Source organism: Mesorhizobium sp. P2_E9 (assembly GCF_056403815.1).
In genome coordinates, this window is sequence record NZ_JBFUET010000002.1 from 167,076 (window position 1) to 186,293 (window position 19,218).

Annotated in this window: 14 protein-coding genes; 4 read left to right on the forward strand and 10 right to left on the reverse strand. The window is 64.0% G+C overall.

Translation table 11 applies throughout. From position 1 onward, the window contains the following. Window positions 1–3: 3 nt before the first annotated feature. The 7 genes from AC1D05_RS04040 to ftsZ form a co-directional block, all read right to left on the reverse strand. The gene (locus tag AC1D05_RS04040) at window positions 4–978 is read right to left on the reverse strand and encodes a sugar-binding transcriptional regulator (RefSeq protein WP_477438422.1); all 975 of its coding nucleotides are present in this window, start codon (window positions 976–978) and stop codon (window positions 4–6) included. A 240-nt stretch (window positions 979–1,218) separates the two neighbouring features. After that, window positions 1,219–2,454 (reverse strand): VWA domain-containing protein, encoded by a 1,236-nt coding sequence (locus AC1D05_RS04045; protein WP_477438424.1) that lies wholly within the window; start codon window positions 2,452–2,454, stop codon window positions 1,219–1,221. Next, the gene (locus tag AC1D05_RS04050; protein ID WP_477438426.1) at window positions 2,447–4,696 is read right to left on the reverse strand and encodes a DUF5682 family protein; all 2,250 of its coding nucleotides are present in this window, start codon (window positions 4,694–4,696) and stop codon (window positions 2,447–2,449) included. Before AC1D05_RS04050 ends, AC1D05_RS04045 begins: the two co-directional genes overlap by 8 nt. Before the next feature lie 4 nt (window positions 4,697–4,700). After that, complete coding sequence (locus AC1D05_RS04055; RefSeq protein ID WP_477438428.1) at window positions 4,701–5,780, reverse strand: ATP-binding protein; 1,080 nt, start codon at window positions 5,778–5,780, stop codon at window positions 4,701–4,703. Between the two features lie 31 nt (window positions 5,781–5,811). Beyond that, the gene (locus AC1D05_RS04060) at window positions 5,812–7,239 is read right to left on the reverse strand and encodes a DUF5691 domain-containing protein (protein WP_477438430.1); all 1,428 of its coding nucleotides are present in this window, start codon (window positions 7,237–7,239) and stop codon (window positions 5,812–5,814) included. Next, on the reverse strand, window positions 7,236–8,621 hold the full coding sequence (locus AC1D05_RS04065; RefSeq protein WP_477438432.1) for an SWIM zinc finger family protein: 1,386 nt from the start codon (window positions 8,619–8,621) through the stop codon (window positions 7,236–7,238). The genes AC1D05_RS04060 and AC1D05_RS04065 overlap by 4 nt, the downstream gene beginning before the upstream one ends. Window positions 8,622–8,763: 142 nt before the next feature. Further along, window positions 8,764–9,801 carry a cell division protein FtsZ gene (gene ftsZ / locus AC1D05_RS04070; RefSeq protein WP_477438434.1) on the reverse strand — a complete coding sequence of 346 codons (1,038 nt, stop codon included), beginning with the start codon at window positions 9,799–9,801 and terminating at the stop codon, window positions 8,764–8,766. Between the two features lie 443 nt (window positions 9,802–10,244). Between ftsZ and AC1D05_RS04075 the strand changes: the two genes are divergently transcribed. The 3 genes from AC1D05_RS04075 to AC1D05_RS04085 all read left to right on the forward strand — a co-directional run bounded on the left by AC1D05_RS04075 (window position 10,245) and on the right by AC1D05_RS04085 (window position 13,577). Beyond that, entirely contained in the window at window positions 10,245–10,919 is a 675-nt protein-coding gene (locus AC1D05_RS04075) for a GntR family transcriptional regulator (protein WP_477438436.1), read from the forward strand. Between the two features lie 286 nt (window positions 10,920–11,205). Continuing rightward, window positions 11,206–12,561 (forward strand): glutamine synthetase family protein, encoded by a 1,356-nt coding sequence (locus AC1D05_RS04080; RefSeq protein ID WP_477438438.1) that lies wholly within the window; start codon window positions 11,206–11,208, stop codon window positions 12,559–12,561. 131 nt (window positions 12,562–12,692) lie between these two features. Then, on the forward strand, window positions 12,693–13,577 hold the full coding sequence (locus AC1D05_RS04085; RefSeq protein ID WP_477438440.1) for a helix-turn-helix domain-containing protein: 885 nt from the start codon (window positions 12,693–12,695) through the stop codon (window positions 13,575–13,577). A gap of 63 nt (window positions 13,578–13,640) precedes the next feature. Here the strand turns inward: AC1D05_RS04085 and cuyB are convergent, their stop codons facing one another. Genes cuyB through AC1D05_RS04100 form a run of 3 tightly spaced genes read right to left on the reverse strand, consistent with a single transcriptional unit; the run spans window position 13,641 to window position 16,877 of the window. After that, window positions 13,641–14,402: a cysteate racemase gene (gene cuyB / locus AC1D05_RS04090; protein ID WP_477438442.1), complete on the reverse strand. Its 762-nt coding sequence runs from the start codon at window positions 14,400–14,402 to the stop codon at window positions 13,641–13,643. Continuing rightward, complete coding sequence (locus tag AC1D05_RS04095) at window positions 14,399–15,760, reverse strand: dicarboxylate/amino acid:cation symporter (RefSeq protein WP_477438444.1); 1,362 nt, start codon at window positions 15,758–15,760, stop codon at window positions 14,399–14,401. The genes cuyB and AC1D05_RS04095 overlap by 4 nt, the downstream gene beginning before the upstream one ends. A gap of 1 nt (window position 15,761) precedes the next feature. Beyond that, a complete protein-coding gene (locus AC1D05_RS04100; protein ID WP_477438446.1) occupies window positions 15,762–16,877 on the reverse strand; it encodes a substrate-binding periplasmic protein in 1,116 nt (371 codons plus the stop codon). A gap of 133 nt (window positions 16,878–17,010) precedes the next feature. Between AC1D05_RS04100 and AC1D05_RS04105 the strand changes: the two genes are divergently transcribed. Continuing rightward, window positions 17,011–19,218, forward strand: coding sequence for a TonB-dependent siderophore receptor (locus AC1D05_RS04105; RefSeq protein WP_477438448.1), 2,208 nt, complete (start codon window positions 17,011–17,013; stop codon window positions 19,216–19,218).

The window sequence follows — 19,218 nt, forward strand, 5'->3', positions numbered from 1 at the left end:
CGGCTACCCGACCGGCGTCTCTTCCACGAGCGATCGCGCCGTCCGCTCGTCTGTTATCAGGCCCTTGAGATAGCGGCCTTCGAGCACCGACTTGATGGCGCGAACCTTGATCTTGCCGCCGGCGACGGCGACGATCCGGCGGCTGGCAATGTCCTCACGCGTCAAGGCCAGCGCCCGGTTGGAAACGGTCGTCGCCACCGCCTTGCCGGCCTCGTCGAAGAAATGGCCGAGCAATTCGCCGACGCCGCCGTTGCGGCGGATCTCCTCCATCTCGCCCTTTTCGATCATGCCGGTGGCAACCAGCGACGCCTCACGTTCGGCGGTGCCGACACCGGCAAACAACAGGTCGGCGGATTTCGCGAGATCGAAGACCTCGCTGATGCCTTTCTGCCCGAGCAGGACGGTCCGGTCCTCCGCCGTGTTGGCGAACATCGGCACCGGCATGACATAGGCTTCGGCGCCGGTGCGTTCGGCGAGCCGATGAATGACATCATGCGGATTGGCCGAGAATTTGCGCGTCAGGCCGCCCAGCAGCGAGACGAAGCGGATCTTGTCGGTCGAGGTGCGCGGCAGATATTCCACGCAGGCTGCCAGCGTGCGGCCATGGCCGACGCCGATCAACGCCTCCTCGCCACGCTCGATCTCGCGCTTGAGGAACTGCGCGCCGGCAATGCCGAGCGCTTTGAGCGGCAGATCCTCGGAATCGAAGTCCGGAACCACCTCGCAATAGTCGAGGCCGTAGCGGCGGGACAGTTCGTCCTCGAGCTCGACGCATTCCGACACTTCGCCGTCGATATAGACCTTCACCAGCCCTTCCTGGTTGGCCTTGGTGATGAGGCGATGGGCCTTGAGGCTGGTCAGCCCCAGCCGCTTGGCGACCTCGGACTGGGTCAGGCCGCCGGCATAGTGAAGCCACGCGGCACGTGTCGCCATGCTGGTTTCATCGTCGCGCAGGAGACCGTTGCCGAACCCTACCATTTCCACCCTTTGATATTTTTATCAGTTGCTGCAAAATTTTTCACAAGGCGCGATCAGAGTCAAGCGATCGATTGGCGCAAATCACGAGATGACGGCCGAAGCAGGCTTCGGCCGGTCGTCTGGCGATGTCAGTGAATGAATGATGCGAAGGAGGCTCTTCCGGCGTGCAGGTCAGCACCGCCGGCTTTTTCAAGCATGGTTTTGGATTGCCGCTTTTGATGACACCGAGTTGAGCGCGCCTTACGCGTCGGCCGCCGGGCTGTCGTCCTCGGCGCGAATCAACTTGATGTCGGCGCCTGCCGCCCATGCGCCGACATCTTCCCGCCGCAAGGCCGCCGCCATCATGTCGGGAAACAGGTCCGGCGTGCAGGCAAAGACGGGAATGCCGAGCGCGGCCACCGAACCCGCCATCTTCGGGTCATAACCCGGCCTGCCCTGATCGGTCAGCGCCAGAAGCACTACGACATTGACGCCGGAGCGAACGAGTGCCGCCAGCCGCTGCAGCAATTCCTGGCCGTTGCCGCCTTCATACAGGTCGGTGATCAGCACCATATGCGACTTGGTCGGCCGCTCGATGCGATCGGCGCAATAGGCGACGGCCTGGTTGATGTCGGTGCCGCCGCCAAGCTGCACGCCGAACAGGACCTCGACGGGATCGCTGAGTTCCTCGGTCAGGTCGACGATGGCCGTATCGAAGCAGACGAGCTTGGTGCGCACCACCGGCAAGGAGGCCATCACCGCGGCGAAGATCGAGGCGTAGATCACCGAGCTTGCCATCGAACCCGACTGGTCGACGCACAGCACCACCTCATCCAGATCGACCAGCCTCCGCTGCTTGCGCATGAAGCCGACCAGCTTCTCCGGGACGATGGTTTTGTGCTCGGGCTGATAATGGCGAAGGTTGGCCGAGATGGTCCGCGGCCAGTCGATGTCGCGCTGGCGTGGGCGGTTGGTGCGCTGCGACCGGTCGAGCGCGCCACGGATCGCCTCGGCGGTCTTCTGCTCCAGCCGCTGCATCAGCTTGGCAACGATTTCGGCGATGATCGTGCGCGCAATGTCCTTGGTTTTGGCCGGCATGACCGAGCGCAGCGAGATCAGGTCGGCGACGAGATTGACGTCGGCCTCGATCGCCTTGAGGAATTCCGGCTCCATCAGCATCTGCTTCAGATTGAGCCGCTCGAAGGCATCCTTCTGGACGATCTGCACGACCTGCGCAGGAAAGAATGATCTTATATCGCCCATCCACTGCGCCACCTTCGGCGCCGAGCGACCAAGCCCGCCGCGCCGCTTGCGCGGATCGGCAGCCGCATCGCCGGCGCCATCGCCGTAAAGCGCATCGAGCGCGGCGGAAAGCCGCTTGTCGGTGTCGGACAGCGCTGACGAGGTTTCGTCATCGGCACCTATCGCCAGGCGCCAGCGGCGCTCCCGTCCGTCGCCGGCCGGCCCGGTTTCGTTGATGTCGGCCTCGTCATCCATTGCCGTTCTCGCTCATCAGCAGAGGTGCAAGCCGTTCCAGGTGCCGGCGCCAGGCTTCGTCGCCGTTGGGCGTCGGCGTCAGCCCCGCCGGCAGGCGCCTGGCGCGGCCGAGGACTGCCTCGATCAGCCGCCGCCGCTCCATCGAATCCAGATGCGAAAACACCCGGCGCAGCAGCGGCAGATGCGCGATGAAGGCATCCTCGTCGAGCGATTTGAGCCAGGCATCGACGGCGCCGCGCAGGCCCTCGTCATAGATCAGCCGCTGACCGGCGGTACTGAAAAAACCCTCGAAAAACCCGGCGGCCTCTGCGACCGGCGTTCCCGGCGACAGGCGCCGCGCGATCAGACCCGCCGCGGCGTCGGCGGACAGGTGCCCGGCCTCGTAAAGCAGATGCGCGGCACAGCCGGCCACCAGCGCCGTCGATCGCGATCCATCGAGCACCGCCGCCAGCCCATTGCGCCAGGCGTCCAGAACATCCTGTTCCGATTCGACCAGCTTGATCGCCTCGTCGGCCTTGCGCATGGCGCCGACCAGCGCCGTCGAAGCCTGGGCATCGAGATCGCGGGCGGCGTAGGGGAGCGCGATGCCGCCTTCGACGATCAGCCGCTCCAGCAGGCCGGACAGGCGCGCGGTTTCCGTCTTGCGGGCTTCGCCATAGCGGATGATGTCGGCGAGCGGCGGCACCGATGCCAGGATTTCCAGGCATTCGCTGCTGCGCGCCGCCCGTTCCTCCAAGGTCGCCAAACCTGCAGTCGACGCCTCCGACAGGTTGGCCGTGATGGCGCCCTGGACCAGCGCCGCCAGCGCATCGAGCGAGGTCGCGGCGCCGATCATCTGGATCAGCCGGCCATTGGCCGCCTTTTCGATGGTTGGCCCATGGACCAGATTCTCGACCAGGCGAACCGCATATTCCGGTTCCCACGCCAGCGTCCAGCGCTCGCGAAACGTGCCGCGGCTGCGGCCGCTGTCAGTCAGCCTGCCCCAATGCACGCCAAGCACGTTCAAGCGGTGCAGCAAGGTCGACCGGAACAGCCCGCTTTCGCTGCGCAGGTCGACCGACAATTCGCGCTCCAGCGCCTCGGGCTTCAGCCGCGCCGCCTTCTGGTTGCGTTGCAGATCCTCGATCAGCGGCGCCAGCGGGGTGTCGGGCGGAATCTCACCGACGTCGGCGCCGAGCAGCAGTTCGGCTTCGACCAGCGCCCACAATACCGCTTCGCCGTTGAACAAAGCGGCGATCGCGGCATCACGCAATTCCTCGAAACCGGGCTTTGGCCGCTCTCGGATCACGGCGAGCGTACGCGCCAGCCGTTCGGCTTCGATCAGCGAGGCGGTCGAGACCACGTGCCCCTTCGCCCGCAGCACCGTGGCGATGCGCGCGAGCCACAGGACCGAAGCATCGCCTTGCCCACGCGTCTGCCACAGATGCTTGCACCAGCCGGGCGCGACGACACCGGCGCCATAGCCGAAGCCGAGCGCCAGGCGCGGGCCTGTCCATGGCGCCCAGGTCATCGTGCTCTTGCGCCGGGCGAGGCCCTTGAGCAGCGCCTGATCCTCCTTTTGCGGTCGTGTCACCTGCAGAGCCGGCACATGGAAGGCGCCGCAGACGACAGCGACCGGCCCGTCAAATTCCTTGCGTGCGGCAGCGATCTCCAGCCGCATATGCGCTTCGCGTTTTGCCTCCAACTCGGCAAGCGGGCCTTCGCCTTCGCGCAGCGTCGTCATAGCATCGGCGATTGCCGCAAAGATCGGGCCGGGTTCAGGATTCTGCTCGATAATATCGGCCCACCAGCTCTCGCCATCCTCATAGCCAGCGGCCTGCGCCAGCGTGCCGATCGGATCGCGCAGATGTGGTGCCAACTCAGCCTCGACGGTGACTTCCGTTCCGTCGGCATCGGCTTCTTCCGTGGCCTCAGCCGTTGCGACCCGGGCCGAAGACGGCAGGTCGATGAAGCGCACTGCGGCGTTGTTGGCGACGGCCCACAGCGTCGCCTGATACTCCGGCGAGAACTCGGCAAAGGGCCAGAAGCTGGTCGAGGCCGGATCGTCTTCGGGATAGCAGAGCAGCGCCACCGGCGGCTGCATTTCGGGACGGGCGAGCAATGGCAACAGCGCGGAGGCGTCGGCCGGCCCCTCGATCAGCACGGCGACGGGTTTCAACTCCTGCAACGCCTGCACCAGGCTGGCGGCGGAGCCGGGCCCGTGGTGGCGTATGCCGAAATAGGAAACGTCGCCTGTTGCCATGGCGTCAGATCGCTGCGTTCAAGGCCGCGTAGTAGCCGGCATAATCGGGCCGCTTCTTGAGCACGGTTTCCAGATACTCCTCCAGCACCAGCTTGTCCTGCACGGGATCTTTGACGATCGCGCCGACAAGGCTGGCAGCGAGACCTTCGGCGCCGAGCTTGCCGCTGTCGAACCAGGCCGCCTGGCTGAGGCCGCCGACCATGGTGGCGATGGCTTCAGCCGTGGACAGCGAACCCGACGGCGTCTTCAGCGTCACCTTGCCGTCGGCTGTCGCGCCGGAGCGCAACTCGCGAAAAATGGTCAGCACGCGCGCAATCTCCTCGCCGACATTCTTCGGCACGGGCAGGTCGAGGCCGCCGGCCATCTCGCCGACGCGCTTGGAGACGATCGCCACTTCCTCCGCCATGTCTTCGGGCAGAGGCAGCACGACCACGTTGAAGCGGCGCTTCAACGCCGAGGACAATTCGTTGACGCCCTTGTCGCGGTTGTTGGCGGTGGCGATGATGTTGAAGCCGCGCTGTGCATAGATCGAGGTGTTGAGTTCGGGGATCGGCATCATCTTTTCGGAGAGCACCGTGATCAGAGTGTCCTGCACGTCCGAGCCCATACGCGTCAGTTCCTCCAGCCGGCAGAGCTTGCCGTCCTGCATGGCGCGGTAGAGCGGCGTCGGCACCAGCGCCTCCTGGCTCGGGCCCTTGGCCAGCAGCTGCGCGTAGTTCCAGCCGTAGCGGATCTGGTTCTCGTCGGTGCCGGCCGTGCACTGCACGATCAGCGTCGAGTCACCCATGATGGCGGCGGCGAGATGCTCCGACACCCAGGATTTGGCGGTGCCGGGAACACCGAGCAGCAAAAGCGCGCGGTCGGTGGCGAGCGTCGCCACCGCCGTTTCCATCAGCCGGCGGCGACCGACATATTTGGGCGTTATCAGCGTGCCGTCGTCAGCCTTTCCGCCGAGCAGATAGGTCAGCACCGCCTTTGGCGACAGGCTCCAGCCGGCGGGTTTTTGCCGGTCGTCATTGCGCGCGAGCGCCTGCAATTCACCGGCATAGGCCTGCTCAACCGGAAGACGGATGGCTGCGTTCATTTGCTGTTCTCCGCATGGATCATGTTTTGGTTCAAGGCCCGGTCAGGGACGCGTTGAGGCGCAGAAGACCGAGCGAAGGTGCTGCCGGCGCCATACCGGCCGCGACGACATCGTCGATCAACTTTTCCGCCGCCGCCGTGGTGGCGAGAAAGCCCAGCGTGTCCAGAAGCTGGTCGACGCCGCGCTTCACGGCATCATCGTTTCCCGCAATCGCGGAGCGCAGTGCCGGCAGCGTCTTGCCGTTGGTCAGGTCGGCCCACTCCAGCCAGCCTGCTTCGACGCCCTCGGCCAGGCTGAGCGCACTGAGATATTGCGCGTCCTTCAAAATCAGCCTGATCAGGGCACGCTGTCGGCGACTGTCCAGACGCGGCATCAAATGCAGGACGGCAAGCGCCGGCTTGCCGCCCTCAGCGACAAGCGTATCGGCCATGTGCGTGACCGCCGTATCACTGCCGGATGCCGCAACCATGCGGGCGACAAGGATATCGACATTGTTGTCGGCGCCGAACTGCCAGGCGCCGATGAAATCGGCTTCGGTGACGCCGAAACGAGCGGCAAGGTCGACCAGGTTGCAGGTCTCGAACAATTCGGCGCGGCGTCGTTCCTGCGCCGGCGATTTCAGCTTTGCCGGCGTGTAGGTGGTGCGGCGGCGGATGAAGCCGGATTTGCCTTCCGTGATGAAGGCGGCGAGTTCGGCTATCGGGTCTTCCGGCCCGCTGTCGCCTGGCTGGCCGTGCTGCCCCAACCGCGCCAGCAGCCGGCCGGCCAATTCACGCACCTTGCCGGAGCGATCGGCGGACAGGCTTTTCAGGAAGGGCACGTCATCGGCCCCCAGGCCGAAGTGCATGAGTGCGATGAGCGTAAGCCTGATCTCCGCCGGTTCGGCCGATCCCTTGGTCTCGATCAACTGCCGCGCCACGGCCGGCGCGGTGCGGCGCATATCGGCCAGCGCAGTGCGGCGCGCGGCGGGATAGAAATCGTCCCAATTCTGCGCCGTCAGTTGCTCCCGGCCTGTGTGTTTTTCGCCATCCACGCCAGCCTGCCAATCGATCCAGGGTGCATAGACGTCCGGGCTGGTCTGATCCGACGCGGCCGGCATCCAGTCCATCGGGTGCAGCACGAAGCCGCGGCTGGCGACGAGGGCCACCACACGCGACTTGGCTCTCGCGTCGGCGGCGTGTTTTAGCGCTGCCCGCAAAAGCGGCCGCAGCGGCTGCGGCAGCATGGGCAAGGCAAGTTCGGGCAGCGGCGGGCGACGCTTCAGCGTCTTCGGCGCTGCCGGCCGCAAGGCAATTTCGAGGGCCTGCGCGGCGATCGCCAGCAGCCGGCGCTCACGCTCGTCGGGGCTGGCGCCGGCGGCGATGTCCTTCCACGCGGCTGGAGCCAGGTCAAAGCTGGTGCCGCCGGTGATCCAGCAATCGCGCATGGTCGCGAGACCCGTCTGCTCGATCTCGTTCACGACAGATCAAGCCTCCCGAAGCCGCTTTGCGCCGCCAAAAGGTGAAGCCGGCTGCCGCTCCAAAGCGCTGCCGTTGCCGCGAGGTCCAGCCCAAGCAGCGTCGGGTTCACGCTATCGGCGATCGGCAAGGCGATGCCGTGCGGATTGTCAGTGGACTGCCACCAGGCATCGCCGCGATCGTCGAGCATGATCGCGCCGGGAGGCAGCATGACGGGACAATCAGTGAGCCAGGGAGCCGTGTCCTGATGAGCGACATGGGCGGCGAGCGGATCGGCCGCGTCAAAGCCGAATGCCGGCCATTGCCCTGACGAGACATCGCCCTTGCGCTCGACCACCAGCGCCCGCAGCGGCTGGCGCGCGGGATAAAAGACCAGCCTTGCATCGAAGCGATCGCCCGGCGTGAAGGCATTGGACCTGCGACCGGCAGAGGCCGGAAAATAATCGAGCAGCAGGGCGAATCGCGGACCGGGGCTCTGCAGATCGAGCAGCCAAGTCGAATGGCTGACAAGACCGTCGCGGCGCGTCTCGATCTTCTCGCCGAGCACCTCCCAGACGCTTTCGACCTGGATCGCGTCGGAATTGGCCAGAACCTGCTCGCGGCTTTCCGAGGTCGATACCAGCCGCCGCAGTTCGGCGTCATCAGGTGTCGATCGCCAGGCCTTGGCCAGCAATACGAGCTTACCGAGTTCGCGGATCGCGGCATCCGGGCGCTCTTCGCTGCGCAGCCCCATCAGCCGGGATGGAATCTCGTCGATGCGGCCGGCAAGCGCTGTCGCCTTCATGTCGACCAGCCGCGCAGCGATGCGGCGGCAACGATCGCTGCTGTTGTCGACAAAGCCGGCAAGGCCAAGCCGCAGCTGATCCGATATCCATTGATCGAGCTCGTCAAGCGCCGCCGAGACCGAGGAACGCGTATCCTCAGCGCGCTTGCGCTGTGCGGCCTCGCGGCGCTCGACCGTGGCTGCGTCCTCGGCAACGGCGCTTTCGTCATCGCGCGAGGCCTCGCCAATGCTCTTGCCTCCCGCACTGGGCGCCGATGCAGCCGGCTGCGAGGTGGTCTTCCGGCGACGGCCGAGCCAATCGTTCACCCATTCCGGCGTCGAGCCGGCGGCGGTGAAACTCGCTGGTGTGGTGGCGGCGATCCACATCAGCGCCAAAGTGTGCTTGCAGGGAAACTTTCGCGATGGACAGGTGCATTTGTAGCCGTGGTCGCCGGTGTCGACGACGACGCGATAGGGATTGGAGCCGGAGCCCTGGCATTCGCCCCAGATGAGCGCCAGCTGTTCGTTCTTTTCGAGCCGGGGCCAGTTCGATTGCTTGGTCAACTTGGAAGCGGAACTCAGCGACGCCTGATCAGGCGCGAGCGCTTCGATGGTTTTCAAGTCAAATTCCAAGCCGCGCCTCTCGTCGCTCGAACGATACGGACTGCCAGTATAGAGGACCGCCTATCACGGATTCTTGTAGCAGCAGCGGCACAGAGATCGATACAGCTGACCGCGATCGTTGCGCCAGCCAACCTATGGCTTACTGCAGCGTCCGCAATGGCGACTGGGCGGCGCGGTCATGCGCGAGGCCGACACCGGCATCCTCCGCGCCGAGCGCACGATCGAGACCGGTCGCCACCACCGAGACCCGGAAGCGGCCTTCCATGCTCTTGTCGAAGATGGCGCCGACGATGATGTCGGCGTCCTCATAGACCTCCTCGCGGATGCGGGTGGCGGCCTCGTCGACCTCGAAAAGGGTCATGTCGCGGCCGCCCGATATCGAGACCAGCACGCCCTTGGCGCCCTTCATCGACACTTCGTCAAGCAGCGGGTTGGCGATCGCGGCTTCCGCCGCCTTCATCGCCCGGCTTTCGCCCGACGCCTCGCCGGTTCCCATCATCGCGCGACCCATGCCGCGCATGACCGATTTGACGTCGGCGAAGTCGAGATTGATCAGGCCTTCCTTGACGATAAGGTCGGTGATGCAGCTGACGCCTGAATAAAGCACCCGGTCGGCGATGACGAAGGCGTCGGCGAAGGTGGTCTTGGCATCGGCGATGCGGAACAGGTTCTGGTTCGGAATGACGATCACCGTGTCGGCGGCTTCGCGCAGCCGCTCGATGCCCTCTTCGGCCATCTGCATGCGGCGCCTGCCCTCGAAGGTGAAAGGCTTGGTGACGACGCCCACCGTCAGGATGCCGGCCTTGCGCGCCGCTTGCGCGATGATCGGGGCAGCACCGGTTCCGGTGCCGCCGCCCATGCCGGCGGTGACGAAGCACATATGCGTGCCGGCCAGATGATCCATGATCTCGTCGAGCGATTCCTCGGCCGCGGCACGGCCGATCTCCGGTAGCGAGCCGGCGCCAAGGCCTTCGGTGACGTGGGCGCCAAGCTGGATCAGCCGCGTCGCCTTCGACATGGTCAGCGCCTGCGCATCGGTGTTGGCGGCGATGAATTCGGTTCCCTGAAGCTCCTCCGTGATCATGTTATTGATGGCGTTGCCGCCACCGCCGCCGACGCCGATAACGGTGATCTTGGGTCTCATCTCGGAGATTTCCGGCTTCTTGAACTCGGCCATGCCTGCTTCTCCTTCGCCAATTGCGCGCGCTTCACGACCCACAAGCAGACTGCCTTCTAGACATTGCGATCGAGCGGCATGACGCGAATCAGTCCGTTCGGATGGGTGCCCCAAAAAGCCAGAGAGCGGCCGGACGTGCAAGTGCGCGAAAGGTCAAGATTTGTGATGAAGAGGCAAACCTTGTGCGACCGGCTGTCGGATCCCGGGCAATCGCGCCCGATCCGGTGGCTTTCAGGACGCCTTGCGCTCGGGAACCTGGCTGGTCGCCCGTTCCAGGCTTGCCGCGCAACGATTGAGGCGTCTATTATGAGCTGACAAATCGCTGGCTTCGGCGTCCCGCCATGCTCGGCCCGATCGGATTATCCGCGGCTGTCGTCGTCAGGGTAGATTTCAGAACGAATGAAGTAGCGCCCCCGCCAATGGCCGACAGAACACAAATCGGGTTGAGCGCTGTCGACACCGTGCCCCTGCATGAGAAAGTCTATCTGGAGCTTGTGCGGGCGCTGATGTCCGGCCAGTTCACGCCCGGCCAGAAGCTGACCTCGCGCAAGCTCGCCAGGGAACTCGGCACCAGCGACATGCCGGTGCGCAGCGCCTTCATGCGGCTGCAGGCGCTGCGCGCGCTGAGCCCGATGCCGAACGGCAGCGTCGAGGTGCCCGTCATTTCGGCCGACCGGTTCTCGCAGTTGACTGCCGTGCGCACGATCCTCGAAGGTTCGGCGACAGAGTTCGCGACAAAACGCATCAACGGCAACAATCTGCGGACGATCCGGCGCCACAGCACCGAATTGACCCTGGCGGCCCGCCAGGGCGATATCGACGATTATCTCAGGAAGAACTACGCCTTCAAATTCTCGATCTACCGCCATTGCGGCAACGAGCAGATGATCTTCCTGATCGAGACCGTCTGGATGCAGGTCGGCCCCTTCCTCAGAAATCTCGCCATGGGCTTCGAGGACGACCTCTCCTCCATCCTCGACATCGACTATCACGAGGAGGTCGTCGCGGCGATCGAGGCCCAGGACGCGGCACGCGCCCGCGCGGCCATCGTCCGCGACATCGACGAGGGTGCCGCACACATCCTGCGGCAGGCCAGATTTCCGGCCGCCAGAAGCTAGGATTGCCGGGCGACGTCGTCGACCCTGAGGCCGATCGTGCCTGCCCAGCATCGAACCCGGCAAGCCGAATGCCCCTTGGCTTTCCGCCTCCTTGCCTCTATGTTGCGATCGCAGATCGCACAATTGGTTTTGAAATGCCTCCCGACATCCCGGTTAGTGACTTGAAAAAATAAGGAAAAATATCCGGCAATAGTCGGATGGCTTCCCGAAAACTCACAAGCATTTTTTACCAGGGACAGTGCAGCCGATCAGGCTGAGGCACCTTCGAAAACCAGAGGTTTTGAAATTGAGCGATGCAATTGCGGACGTCCTGAGCTGGCTTGAAAGCAGAAACGACATCCAGAGCCTGAGGGCGGCGGTGTGCGACCTCAACGGCGTCATGCGGGGAAAACGCATCCCCGTCGAGCAGGCCCGCAAGGCGCTGGAAGGCAAGCTGCGCATGCCCTATTCGCTAATCGGGCTGGACATCTGGGGCGAGGATATCGAAGGCAACACGCTGGTCTTCTCGACCGGCGATGCCGATGGCCTCTGCCAATGGACGGGACGCGGCATCCTGCCGGTGGACTGGACGGCGCATCCGACGGCACTCGTCCCGCTCTGGCTCGCCGACGAAAGCGGCGCCCCCTATCTCGGCGATCCGCGGCGGGCGCTGGCACGCATCCTCGACCGCTACAAGGCGCTCGGCCTGACCCCGGTCGCGGCGACCGAACTTGAATTCTATCTGGTCGATCCGCAATCGCAGCGGCCGGTTGGGCCGGTGTCGCCGGTCACCGGGCGGCGTCTCGATTCCGACGCGGCGCTGTCGATCGACGAGATCGACGACTTCGAATCCTTCATCCATGACGTCTACGAAGCCTGCCGGGCACAAGGCATTCCTGTCGACACGGCGATCGCCGAAAATGGCGTCGGCCAGTTCGAGATCAATCTGAACCATGTCGCCGACGCCTTGCGCGCCGCTGACGATGCGGTGTTGTTCAAGCGCACGGTGAAGGGCATCGCCCGCAAGCACGGCTTTGCCGCCTGCTTCATGGCAAAGCCCTATGGCGATCGGGCCGGCAACGGCTTTCACGTCCATTTCAGCCTTGTCGACGCCGAAGGCCGCAACGTGTTCGACGACGGCACCGACCAGGGCTCCGAAATCATGCGCCACGCGGTTGGTGGCCTGCTGGCGGCGATGGCCGAGAGCACGCTGGTGTTTGCCCCGCACTTCAACTCCTACCGCAGGCTTCGCCCGCGCTCCTATGCACCGACCGCGGTCGCCTGGGGCTACGAGAACCGTATGGTCGCGATCCGCATTCCCGGCGGCCCGACCGGGGCACGCCGCATCGAGCATCGCGTATCGGGAGCGGACGCCAATCCCTATCTGGTGCTTGCCGCCATACTGGGCGCGGCACTGATCGGCATCGAGCGGCAGATGTCGCCGGGCGACCCGACCGGCAGCGACGGACAAGGCGTCGTCCCGGCCAAGCTGCCGCCGGACTGGGCTTCCGCGATCGCCACCTTCGAGAGCGGAACGCATGTGGCGGAGATCTTTCCGGCGATCCTGCGCGACTCCTTCGTCGCCTGCAAACGCCAGGAACTGAACACCTTCGCCCTCAATGTCAGCGACTTCGAGATCGAGACCTATCTCGAAAGCGTTTAGGCTCAACTGACCATAAGCGTCGGCGCAGACGACCTTCCAGCGGCCGTAAAAGCAAGGGGCTTGCGGTGCAGTCGCCAACCGGGCATAAACATGATTATTTTGATCATGTATTACTTGGAGGCAAACAGAAGTTGACCTTCGTTGCGCGCATGGAAAGCCGGATAGAGGGCTTTTCCGTCATCGGCGACCTGAAATGGCACCTGTGGGACGGCGTGGTTGCCGACCTCTGGGATGTCTCATGCGGCGACAGGGCCGAGGGTTACTACGTCTCCCCCGATCCCCGGCTTTTTGTCGCGCTCGACGTCGATGGCGACGGCGCCTTCTTCGTCGAAGGCGGCAAGGGCGAACTGAGCCGCCACGACAGGGCCCTCTCCATGGCCTACATTCCGGCCGGTGTGCCGATCCGTGGCCGGGTCGAAGGGCTACGCCGCATCCGGCATCTCGACCTGCATTTCGACGTGGCGACGCTGACGCGTCGCTTCGGCCGCAGCCTCGACCGCGAAGCCTTGCTGTTGTCGCGCTTTCAGTTTCGCGACGAACGCATCGCCATGCTGGCCCGCCTGATCGCCGCCGAGTGCGACAGCGACCAGCCTCTGCACGATCTCTATGGCGAGGGCCTGCTCAGCGCCCTGTTCGCAAGCCTGTTCCAAATCGATCGGCCAAATGCCCCCAGGCGTCGGTCACCGCTGTCGCGCCGCAAGCTGCGCCTGGTCACCGACTATATCGACGCGCACTGCCTGGACCGGATCCGGCTTGCCGATCTCGCGGCGCTGACCGGCCTCTCCGAAACCGCGACGAGCCATGCCTTCAAGGCGGCGACCGGCGTGCCGCCGCATCGCTGGCAGATGCAGGCGCGGATCGACAGGGCGAAGGCGATGATGGCGCGTCAGGCCGCTTCGCTTGGCGACATCGCCGAGGCGACCGGCTTCTTCGACCAGGCGCATCTGACGCGCGTGTTCAAGGCGGTGGTCGGCGTGACGCCCGGCGCCTGGATGAAGAGCGCTGACAGCCCGTGACATTTCCGCCTTCATGAAACCGCGCGTCTGGCCAGTATGACCGGACTGGCGCGCAGCGATCGATCACGTCCCGGCAACCGCGATACGGTTGGCAGGCCCCCGGGCGTCCTGCGCACCGAAACCCAATCGTATCAGACAGGCGCGCGCCAGGGCCGCATTGCTGTCGATGACGACCAATCCATCCATATCGCCAAGACTTGCAGCCACCACCGACAGTTCGGTGCAGCCGAGAACGGCGGCATCGGCACCAGCTGATCCCGCGAGATCAAGCGCGCGCTCGGTTTCGATCGCGGCATCGGCGATTGAGCCAGCCTTGACGAGGCTGATCGCGTTGTCGACGCGCTGCTGAAACTCCGTGCCCGCGGGAAGGCAGGGCTCAAACCCCGCCGCCGACATCCTGTCCTGATAGAAGCCTGAGACCAGCGTGCCCTGGGTGGCGAGAATCGCAACCCGGCCCCGGTCCAGACTGCGACGCGTTTCCGTCACCACCGCGTCGCCGATGTGGATGATTTCCGCGTGCGAATTGGCCGCCAGCTGGTCGTACCAATGATGCGCGGTGTTGCACGGCACTGCGATACAGGCAACGCCGAGCGCATTGAGCGTCGAGACCGCGGCCTTCAGTGCCGCCAACGGTCCGTCATGGTTGCCGAGGATTGCTTCGGTCCTGTCGGGCAACTGTGGCACGCTGAGGAGGACGGCAGGTACATGGTCGTTGTCCCTGTACGCCTGGGTCATTCGGGTCAGCTTGAAGTAGAAGTCAGCCGATGCAAGCGGCCCGAGGCCGCCGATAATGCCGAGTTGGGGACGGATGCTGTCGTCGATCATCGGACCGGCTCGGCTTCGAGCTGTTCCGAGACGGTTTCGACAGGCTGCGTCGTCTCCCGGTGGCTGGGCGCGATCATTGCCGTGCTCGCCGCGACGGTGCTAACGCTGGCCAGCGTCATGAACGTGTCCACGGCCGCGTCCACCGCGACGAACAGGGCGAAGGCCGCTTCGAAGGGAAGCTTCAGGTAGCCGCACACGATGGACATCTGGGACAGGATGAGCAGGCTGCCCATGCCGCCGGTGGTGAGCGCGAGAAGCGCGGAGGCGATGCCGACGAGCACGAGGTCTGGCACGCCGAGCGGATGGCCATAGAGCTGGGCAATGAACAGGGTGCCCGAGGTGTAAAGCAGCGCCGGGCCGGTGCGCAACAACGCCGCCTGCAGCGGCACCAGCAATTCGACGACCACCAGACTGAACCGCAGGCGCTCGCTCAACAGATTGATGACCCATGGCAGCGAGGCGACGGTGGAGCGCGTGGTGATGGCCACCATCAGCAGGGGCTGGCAGGTCTTGATCGTCGTCCAATAGCTTCGCCGCGATCGGATTGCGATGATGGCAAAGGCGCCGGCGACGAATATGAAGCAGGAAAGCCCCATCACCAGCAGGTAACCGCCCATCAGCATGAGCGGCTTGGTCCCGGTCGACGCGGTCTGGTCCGCGATCAGGATGAAGGTTGCGAAGGGCAAGCCCCAGATGAACCAGTTGGTGAGGACCGTACAGGCCCGGTAGACCGCGTTGAGTGCCTGCGTGAGGCTCATGGACGAGGGCTGGGGGATCCTCCCCATGGCGAGCCCGAAAAGCAGGCAGAACAGCAGGACCTGGATGGTCTGGCCCGAGGCCAGCGCGTTGAAGACGTTGTTCGGCACCAGGTCGAGCAGGATCGAATGGCCGCTGTCGGCGCCTTCGCTGGATGGCGGCTGGAACGGGAAGGCGAGATCGGTGGAGACGCTGCCCTGCGAATTGATGAACTCGCCAAGCTCGATGCGCGACTGAGGGTTTTCGATCTGGCCTGGCTGGAGGATCAGCGACAAGGTGCCGCTCACCAGCACGCCGAGGAACGACACGACCAGCACGGCCATGCCCACCTTGCCCAGGTAACGCACCGATTTGGGGTCCTGGACCATCGCCGTGATGGAGAAGATGACCGACGAGACCAAATAAGGCAGGACGACCATCTTGAGGAAATTCAGATAGAGCTGCGCGACAGGGCTGATCGCGTGGGCAAAGGCCGGATAGTAGAGACCGCACAGGATCCCTGCCCCGATCATCGCCAGCGTCGTCACGGGTGAGCGCAAGATGCGCTTTGCGGCGAGCCGCCAATCGAAAGGCATGGGGCCGGCTACGTCGGAGATGGCCATGTCAGGCTTTGCTCCCCTGGCGATAGCGGGCGATGATCTCGTCGGTGTTGAGAACCTGCTGACCCCGGGCGAGATCGAGATAAAGGTCGACAAAGGCCGCGAGATGCGGATTGTCCGGGCGCACGCCGATCGCGATGGTGTCGACCTTGTCGGTCAGCGTGATCGAGCGCGCGACGACCGTCATCGACGGATCGTCGACCATCAGCTTCTTGATCTCGAAATCGTCGCGATAGGCCATATCGATCGTCCCGTCGCGGATCGCATCGATGATCAAATCCCAGCTGGCGAAGCGGCGAATCTGTGCATGAGGGAAGGTTGTCGGCGCATAGGTGGCGAATGAAGAGCCCTCGATCACGCCGAGATCGCCCGAGAAATCGCGGATGATCTGCTCGGGTGGCTTGCCTTGCGCCATACGCGCCAGGTTGAGGCGGTTGGCGATCAGCCCCTGGCGCAGCATGGCGTAGGGCCGGGAATAGACGATCGAGCGACCACGCTGAAGGGTCCGGCTGAGTTTGCCGATCGCCAGGTCCGCCTGACCGGAACTCACCAAATTCACCATGGCGTCGAACGTTGCGGCGGACCGGTCGAACACCGGCTCGACGCCAAGCTGCGCGGCGATGCCGTGCGCCAGTTCCATGTCTATGCCATTGTCGCCCAGCCCATCGGCCGGGAAGAATGGATTGGAAGCGAAGGCCGGCATTGCGATACGCAGCGCATCGCCGCTTGCGACGGGCTGTGGAGCGCTCTGCGCCTGAGTGCTGGCCGCCTGAGCCTGCGAAATCAGCAACCCACCGCTTCCGGCCATAAGCAGCGTACGACGCGTAACCGACATGCGCATTCTCAATTCGTGCGGGAGAGCAAGCAAACAGGTCTGCTCAGTCCGCAGTATGCACGCGGAGGTTAAGTAAGCGTATATTTTACATTGTGCTCTTTCTATATAGCGGACGAAGCGGCACAGCATCACAAGATATGAGCATTTCCTGATATATAGAGATTCGCGAAAATGGGCGCGTTGCTGCACGTTTGAGGGCAATCGCGGGCTGACCTGACGGTTCAAGCGGGTGGTTGGACCGGCACCGGGCGCCTGGCTGAGCAGCGCATCGGTCGCCAGTGACATTTCCGCAACATGGCGCCGCGATGTCCCTCGTTTGGACAAGAATGGACAAGCCGCCCAAATCCGTCCAATGACCCGCAGATAAGTTGAGGTAAATGATCAAGTATCTCAACGACGACAGGCGGGGACTTACCTGATGAGCAGACTTTACCGGATCAAGGCGCTTCTGGCGGGCGGCGTCGCCGCGGCCGCGATGATCCCGCCGATGGCCGCCTTCGCGCAAACAGCGCCTGCAAGCACCCAGCTTGAACCAGTGGTGGTCGAGGGCGAGGCCGGCGGCAGCGCCACCGGCCCGGTCGAAGGTGTCGTCGCCAAGACGACCACGACCGGCTCGAAGACGGCAACCGATATCAAGGACATCCCGCAATCGGTCTCGGTGGTCGGCCGCCAGGAGATCGATGATCAGGGCGCGCAGAAGGTGGATGAGGCGTTGCGCTACACAGCCGGCGTCTTCGCCCAGCCGTTCGGCCCGGACAGCGACACCAACTGGCTGTTCATCCGTGGTTTCCAGGCGACGGCCACCGGCACCTACATGGATGGGTTGCAGTTGTTCAGCTATGCCTTTGGCGGCTTTTACGTCGATAGCTTCGGCCTCGAGCGCATCGAGGTGCTGAAGGGCCCGGCTTCCGTGCTCTATGGCGGCAGCAATCCCGGTGGGCTGGTCAACTACGTCAGCAAGCGTCCTGACTTCGAACGCAAGCGCTATGTCGAAACCGGCGTCAACGATGCCGGCAATGTCTATCTCGGCTTCGACATTGGCGACGTGGCCAATTACGGCACGGTCAGCTACCGCATCAATGGCAAGGTCGCCGGCGGCGACACTTACAGCGATTTGCAGAATGGCTGGCGCGGCTTCATCTCGCCCAGCATCACCTGGAAGCCCGACGAAGCCACCACCCTGACCATCCTGGCCAATTACAGCCACATCGACGAGAACCACAATGGCGGCAGCTTTTTGCCCTATGATGGCACCGTGACCGACCACATCGCCGGCGGCGTGAATTACGGCCGCATCGACCCCGATGCGAATTTCACCGAGCCGAGCATCGATCTCTACAAGCGTGAGCAGGGGTCGATCGGTTACGAATTCGAGCACACCTTCGACAGTGACTGGACGGTGCGCTCCAACGCCCGCTTCGCCGCCGCCGATATCAATGAAGTCAGTGTCTATCCGAACGGCTGGTCACTCATCGGCGGGCCTACCGACCTTGCGCGAATAAATTTCGACCACGACACCACGGCAAAGACCTTCCTTCTCGACAACCAGATCGAAGGCAAGGTGACGACCGGTCCAATCGAGCACACGATCCTCGCCGGTCTGGACTTCAAGTACTACAACATCGACGAGGTCCAGTCCTCCGGCCTTTACGATCCCAACTACGACAATCCCATTGATGCCTTCCATCCGGTATACGGATCGCCGCTGACGCCGCGCGTCAGCTACCTCAACCAGAACCTGACGCAGAAGCAGCTTGGCTTCTATGCGCAGGACCAGCTGCGCTTCGGCGATGGCTGGCTGGTGACGCTGAATGGCCGCTACGACCGTGGCTGGCTCGACGCCGATAATCGTCCGACCTACTACACGGAGCTGTTCAACACGCCGATCGTCGACCTCAGCCAAACCGTCGGCGACTTCTCCGGCCGTGCCGGCCTCGCCTATGAGTTCGCCAACGGCGTAACCCCCTATGCCAGCATCGCGACTTTCTTCAATCCGGTTATCGGTACCGACGCCAACGGCAATCTTTTCAACCCGGAGACCGGCCAGCAGTACGAGGTTGGGGTCAAATATGTGCCGACTTTTGTCGACGGCCTGTTCACCGTGTCGCTCTTCGACCTCACGCGCCAGAATGTCGCGACCGCAAGCGCAGCCAACCCTTTTGCCCAGTATCAGACCGGCGAGGTGCGTTCACGCGGCGTGGAACTGGAAGGCAAGGTGAACATCACCGAGGATTTCAGGGTAACCGGCGCTTTCACCGCTTACGATCTGAAAATCACCAAGGACGAGGAACCGACATATGTCGGCAAGACACCCTTCATCGCGCCGGAAGTGATGGCCTCGGCCTCCGCCGACTACACATTCCGCGGCGATTGGTATGATGGCATCTCGATCGGCGGCGGCCTGCGCTATATCGGCTCGTCATGGGCCGACAATGCAAACACGGCGAAGGTGCCGGCCGTGACACTGGCCGACCTGAAACTCGGCTACGAGAAGGAGAATTGGGGCGTCGACCTCAACGTCACCAATCTGTTCAACAAGACCTATGTCGCCAGTTGCCAGACGACGCTGACCTGCTCCTACGGCGAAGGCCGCTCGTTCAAGCTGAAGGTGCACGCGACTTGGTAG